Annotated in this window: 4 protein-coding genes and 1 pseudogene; all 5 read right to left on the bottom strand. The window is 30.8% G+C overall.

Going from position 1 to position 6,865, the window contains the following annotated elements:
• Positions 1-807: pseudogene (locus SHI72_RS14990) on the bottom strand (hypothetical protein); the annotation flags it as partial.
• 376 nt (positions 808-1,183) lie between these two features.
• Positions 1,184-3,412 (bottom strand): OmpA family protein, encoded by a 2,229-nt coding sequence (locus SHI72_RS14985; protein WP_323490488.1) that lies wholly within the window; start codon positions 3,410-3,412, stop codon positions 1,184-1,186.
• 22 nt (positions 3,413-3,434) lie between these two features.
• Positions 3,435-4,370, bottom strand: a complete 936-nt coding sequence (locus SHI72_RS14980; protein ID WP_323490487.1) for a type IX secretion system membrane protein PorP/SprF — start codon at positions 4,368-4,370, stop codon at positions 3,435-3,437.
• Positions 4,371-4,732: 362 nt separating this feature from the next.
• Positions 4,733-5,740 (bottom strand): AraC family transcriptional regulator, encoded by a 1,008-nt coding sequence (locus SHI72_RS14975; protein ID WP_323490486.1) that lies wholly within the window; start codon positions 5,738-5,740, stop codon positions 4,733-4,735.
• Positions 5,741-5,749: 9 nt separating this feature from the next.
• A complete protein-coding gene (locus SHI72_RS14970; protein ID WP_323490485.1) occupies positions 5,750-6,730 on the bottom strand; it encodes a helix-turn-helix transcriptional regulator in 981 nt (326 codons plus the stop codon).
• Positions 6,731-6,865 lie beyond the last annotated feature (135 nt).

Below are 6,865 nucleotides of genomic sequence, written 5' to 3'. Positions count from 1 at the left end.
TAATCCAGCATCTCCTGGTAAACCTGAACCTCCATTGATTCCGTTTTTACCATCGATTCCGTTTTTACCGTTTAATGGTACCCATTTTGTAGAATCTTCAGGATCTCTTACGTAAACAATTCCTGTTGATTTATCAACATACATTTGAACTGTTGCGTCTAATCCTGCTTCTCCAGGTAAACCTGTACCACCAGACATTCCGTCTTTTCCTGTTACTGGAATCCATTTGTTAGGATCTTGTGGATCTCTTACATATACAATACCAGTTGTATAATCAATATACATTTGAACCGTACCATCTAATCCAGCATCTCCTGGTAAACCTGAACCTCCGTTAATACCGTTTTTACCATCAATTCCGTTTTTACCGTTGATAGCTGTCCAGGTTCCATCTAAATTCTGAACATAAACAACACCTGCTGTATGATCAGTATATATGCTAATATTCTCACCTGGATATCCTACTTCACCTTTATTACCTGGAGCACCATCTCCTCCAGCAACTCCATAAGCTTCATTAGATATGCTAATCCTATTCCATTTACTATCATACCAATAGTAATAACCAGGTTTAATGTCTGCAACTGTGGCTGTATTAAAAACCAACAAACTGTTTACGTTACCATTTTTAATCGTGGTAACATCTGTAGAGCTAGTTAATGTAACTCTTGGTATTAATACACCTTTGTCATTAGCTACAACTTCTAATTGAGAAGAAGAATTTGGCATTGGTGTTCCTATACCTACCTGAGAGTATGCAGAGTAACTACCTAGTACAAAAATTAAAGGGAGTAATTTGTTCTTCATAAGATTTAATTATTATGAGTTATTCTTTTTAAATTATAATTGGCGATTCTGTTTTAAGTTAGATCAATTAAATCAGGCTATTTATTAGCTTTCAAATCTTCATCTATTCACAACATGAACTTAAATTATTGGCAAAATTATGCTCTAAATCTTCCCTAGGACTGCCACATAAATTTTTAAAATCAGCATGAAAAGTTATAAATAACCAAAAGCGATTAGTTCTTTGTAGTATAGGTAGTTGCGTGTTTGTTTTAGAGTGTTTATAGTGCTTGGTATCAAAAAAAAAATCAATTGTATCCAATAAAAAACGGGTTTGATTTTACTTAAAAAATCAAACCCGTTTTATTAAAAGTAACGTGTTTTAGAATATCAGATTTTAGTTTGTACTTGCATCTTTTATTATTATAATAAACTCTGAACGTCTGTTTAATTCATGTTCAGCTTCGGTACATTTTACCCCATCACTACACTTATTAATTAGTTGTGTTTCTCCATATCCATCTCCCCAAATTCTATCTCGGGAAATTCCACCTTCATTTACAATATAATCAATTGTAGTTTTGGCTCTGTTTTTGGATAATTTTAAGTTATAATTATTCTTTCCTCTACTATCTGTATGAGATCTTACTTCTATTGAAATTCTTGAGCGATTTTTAATTAAATTAATCACTTTATCCAATTCAAGTTTAGATGATTTACGTATTGTATATCCTCCATAATCAAAGTAAATTGGGCTAAGTTTTAATTTATCCGTAAGATCATCTCCTTCTTTTAGGGTAACAACTTCATTATTGACAATAACTGATAACTCATTAAATAATGCTACAGGTATCTCTTTCTTCTCAGAAATTTTTTGGCCTTCTACAAGTATTCTTTCTGTACCAAATCCTTTCTTTTTAAATTCAAAATCATAATTTTTTAACGGCAATAAATCCAAAGAATATTTCCCTGATTCATCCGTAAACAATGTTTTAACTTTTTCGTTTAAATCATTATAAATTACGATTTCCACATCTCGTAACGGTTCTCCCGTAATGCTATCTTTTACTATGCCAAAATAAACAGGGTTTAGATTAAATGGAAAAACGATAGATTTTGTCTCTACGAATCTATATATATCATCATCTCCTTTTCCTCCGTTTCTGTTAGAAGAAACAAATCCTTTCTTGGATTCATTATCTATAACATAAGCAAAATCATCATTTGTTGAATTTATAGGTTCACCTACATTTACAACTACATATTTGCCTTCACTATCTTTTGCAGCAGCAAAAACATCTAAACCGCCCAGTCCTGGATATCCATCTGAAGAAAAGTATAATATTCCGCTATTATCAACAAAAGGGAATGTTTCGCGTCCGTATGTATTTATTTCATCGCCTAAGGATTCTACTTTATTAGCAAAACCACCACCTTTTTTTCTGCTTACGACATATAAATCGGTATCATTCATTTTTTTATTCCTATTGGTAACAAAAAATAATTGTTCCTCATCTGGACTTAAAGCTGGATGTGCAGACGAAGTTCCTTCCATGTTTATAGGATACGGAAGTTCTCTAATATTCACCCATTTGTTGTTTACTTTTTGAGCCTGAAAAAGTCTTAACTGACTAATCTCATTTTTAGGACTAGTCTTAGTTGTTGCATTTTTTGCTTTTTCAAAAGGAACTAAGCGTGTAAAATACATTGTGTTGCCATCTTTGGTTATAACTGGAGTACTTTGGTGGTATTTAGTATTAATGTCTCCAGAAAGTATTTTTTCATTTTCAAGTTTGCCATCTTCTGTAATTTGTGCAGAATAAAGCTTTAAAAATGGTTTGTCATTCCAATTATGTTTACGCTTAGTAATAAAACCAGAATCTTTGGCTGTAGCGTAAATTATTTCTTTATAAGCTGGAAGTTTTTCAAATTTTTTAGTTTCAACTTTTTCTACATCTTTCTTCTTATCATTGTTTTTATTTAAAACTTCTGCTTTTGTCGAAAGTTTATTATTATCTTCTTTTCTTCTTTTTTCAGCTGCTTCTCTTATCATTCTGGCCTTTTCGGCTTTTTCGAATCGGGCAATTTCAAAGGCTTGTTTAATAGCTTCTTCATTAGGAACAAATGCTGCTCCAAAATCTGATAATGCCGAATTTATTTCAGCATTTACAAGCTGATCATATCTATTCGATTGCTCTTCGATTGCTTTTAAATATGCAGTAGGATTCCATTTTTCAGCTTCTTCGGGCTTTCCAGCTTTCTCATAATACTTTCTCATTACAGACAATGCCTGCTCGTGTTCATTATTTGCTCTTAAGCATAAAGAATATCTGTAATAATACTCTGGTAATATTTTATCTCCACTTTCCATTAATTTAGCATACCATTGTGCGGCATTAGAGTAATCGGAATTAAAGAAATAGGTATCTCCCAGACGACCATATATTTCGCCTGATTTATTTCCTTTTTCAACCAATCGCTCATATAATTTTCTTGCGTCTATAAAAGAAAACTCTTCGTATTTTGCATTTGCTTTGGCAAGCTTTTTATCTTCCGATTGAGAAAAACCGATAGCACTACTTAAACAAAAAAGTAAAACAAGCACTTTGTGTATTTTTATTCCCATAATTAGTTTAATTAAGTATTATTTAGAAAAATCTTGGTGACATCATTCTTGATTTGGATCCGCCTACTAATTCAAATCTTAAAAAGATTTCATGTGATCCCGAATTGTAATTTACGAGCTTAGTAGTCTCAGCATCGTAAGAATATCCTATAAACCATGAGTCTGAAACCTGAAATCCTACTAGCCCACTTACTGATGCGTTTACTCGATATGCAAGTCCAGCTGTAAATTTTTCATTTAATAAAAAATTTGCTGAAATATCTGTTTGCAACGGCGCTCCCTGAACAACTTTAGTTAGTAAGGATGGTTTGAATTTTAGATTGTAATTTAAATCAAAAACATAACCTGCCATTAAGTAGTAATGCATGCGTTCTTTTACAACATAACTCTGTGCTTCATCTTTGGCTGATTTATCATAATGGCTATTTTCTAACATATTTGGAATAGAAAGTCCCAGATAAGATTTATCAGAATGAAGATATACTCCTGCTCCAATATTTGGCGAGAATTTATTATCGATATTATTTTGAAATCTTGGATCTGCCGGATCATAAATATTCAATTTAGTAAAATCAACATCTAGTAAATTAGCTGTCCCTTTTAATCCAAACGATAATTTATAAAATGGAGAAGTATTAATTGAGTAAGAAAGATCTACCGAGATATCGTTTTCTGTAGATGGACCTATACGATCATTAATTATCGAAACTCCTAATCCCATGTTAGCACTAATGGGAGAATGGATAGATGCTGTATTTGTAATTGGGGCTCCATCTAGTCCAACCCATTGGGTTCTGTGTAATCCAAAAACACTAATTGTACCACGAGAACCAGCATAAGCAGGATTTATATTAATCGTGTTATACATGTATTGTGTGTACTGAGCATCTTGCTGTCCTAGCATTGTACTCGAATAAGAACACAATACAGCTGCTATAAATAAATTTAATCTTTTCATTTTCATACTATTTATTAAAAATATGGGCAAAATTATAGCATCATCCTTTTTTACTACTGCCACATAAATTCATAAAATCATCATGAAAAGGTTTAAAGATTCTGTGGTTTGAAATTAGAGGTTCAAAGACCGAATGCTGCTAAGTTTAGTCTCAGTGTCAGTTCTCAGTTTCAGTAGCAGTAAACAATATCTTAATCTCAGTAAGTTTGAACCTTTGCATCTTTGTATCTTTGAACTTCTCCAAACCTTTGCTCTTTAAAACAAGAAACCCGACCACTTAATGTAATCGGGTAAACCTTAAATTAAAAAAAACAAACAAAAAATAAAATTTTTAATTTATAATTATCTGAATAATAAGTGATTTAATATGATTTAGCTTTAAATACTACATTAGGTAGATCTCCATGATATTTTTTATAGACTAATGAAAAATAGGATATTTTATTATAGCCCAATTCATAGGCAACATCACTAATTAGCTTGAAATTTCCACTTTCTAAGAGTTCTTTTGCGAGTATTAATTTTTCATTTTTGAAAAATGTAGCTGGGCTTAAGCCAAATACATTTGTATATAAGTTCCTGTATTTTGAAATTGACATATGAGCAATTTGCGATAATACTTTTACTCCTGGAAATGGCATTAAAAGATTTGACAATAAATACTCCTGCGTTTTCATAATAGAACTTAAATCTTTCTCCAAAAATAACCCAGCATTTGGCATATTAGAATTTAATCTTTCTACAAAATAGCCAAAGAGTTTGTAAGCAGCACTTTTTAATAAAAATTCATAATTTGTATCATCCATTCTTTGCTGTTTTAGATTATACAATACGACTTTGCTCCTACTATCTATATGTCCATAATAAAACATTTTTTTTATTTTATCATCAAAAACATTTTTAAAATCTTTTTCTAATACGGCATTTTTAAAATAATTTTTGATAAACGATTTGCGAATATACAATCGCAAAGAAAATGCTCTCTCTCCAACTTGCGAAACGTATGTGCTTTTAAGAAAACTATCTATAATAGCAAACCCCAGTTTAGATTTATATCCTATTTGATGCTTAATATCATCTACAAAATGTTTACTAAAATTGTCGCTCATATCGTAATAAACAATCCAAAAATCTTCTTCAGATGGCATTCGTGTAAAACGCATTGGTTTATTTAATACTAAATCAATAATAAGCACCGATACATCTGGAGAGATTTCTATAAAAAAACCAGAACCATTGGCTTTTTTTTCAGGAAAGCTCATTAATTTATTGTCAGCACTTATTGTGCATCCTAATCCGTCGACAAAATCTTGTTGCCATGCGGGTGTTAGCGATGCTGTGTGTTTAAATTCGGGTATTGTTATATCCATACATTCTTTTTAAAATAAACTTTGATATTCTTTTGGAAAAACTCCGTACATCTCATTAAATCGTTTTGCTAAATAAGAAACATTTGCATAATTTAATTTATGAGCTACCTCGTTAACAGTAAACTTGCCTGTTTCTAGTAACTCTTTGGCACGGTTTAATTTATTATTATAAAAGTAAGTTCCTGGATTTAGCCCTGAGATTTTGGCAAATAGTTTTTTATATTTTGAAGGTGACATCGCAACTTGTTCTGCCAGAAAGGTTATACCTGGAAAAGGACCTTCGATAGTATTTTGTAACATTGCCTTAGAGGCTATAATATTCTTTATGTCTACACCGATTGTTTTATCAATAACAATTTTTGTTTTATTTAACTGTTTTAGATAATCTCCTATTAAACCATATATAAGTCCTCTAAAATATATTTCGTATAATGGACTATCGTATGCTATTTTTCTAAAATCATTTATCAAAATCAAGCTCTCAATACTCATTCGGTCCAAGCGAATAATTGTATTCTTTTCAGAATCAAGAATGATATTAGCAATTGGTGCTACTTTGGTTATTTTGCTAAAATAATTTTTTAAGGCATCTTTATCAAACAAAATGCAAACAACAAATATTCGAGTTCCTTTTTTAACAACATAATCCATATTTATTGTACAATCTACAACAGATAAATTATAGTTTAATTTCCCTATCAAAGTGGCTTCATCATCCAGAAGAAAATCAACATCCAAGTTAGTGAGATAGAAATATAAACCTATAAAATTGCTATTTTCATTACGGTATTTTAATAGTACCTCTTCTTTATAATTTGTATCAATTAGCATAGCTGAAATGCCCTCTTCAAGAGGTAAAATATAATGAATACCTCTATACATTTCATTGTCTCCTTTTATGAAATTTCCTTCTATTGAGCCTCCCATAGCTTCTGCTAATACATTAATCCAGTTAAGGTGTGTATTGTAATCATGTGTAATTGTTTTCATTTTTAAAAATTGACTTTAATATTCATAAATTCTCTTTCATAAATTCTTTAAAAAAAACACTTATTTCAACTAGTTAATTAAAATTAAGAGATGAAATTTTAGTGATAATGGTTTGTATATAAACTACATATGAGT

This window comes from Flavobacterium sp. PL02 (assembly GCF_035013205.1).
Classification (GTDB): domain Bacteria; phylum Bacteroidota; class Bacteroidia; order Flavobacteriales; family Flavobacteriaceae; genus Flavobacterium.
The sequence above is the reverse complement of the archived record's forward strand: the minus strand, read 5'-3'. Positions and strand labels throughout refer to the sequence as shown.

Coding starts and splice junctions, on each gene's coding strand:
- SHI72_RS14985 (WP_323490488.1), bottom strand. CDS start 3,412: ATGGGAATAAAAATACACAAAGTGCTTGTTTTACTTTTTTGTTTAAGT.
- SHI72_RS14980 (WP_323490487.1), bottom strand. CDS start 4,370: ATGAAAAGATTAAATTTATTTATAGCAGCTGTATTGTGTTCTTATTCG.
- SHI72_RS14975 (WP_323490486.1), bottom strand. CDS start 5,740: ATGGATATAACAATACCCGAATTTAAACACACAGCATCGCTAACACCC.
- SHI72_RS14970 (WP_323490485.1), bottom strand. CDS start 6,730: ATGAAAACAATTACACATGATTACAATACACACCTTAACTGGATTAAT.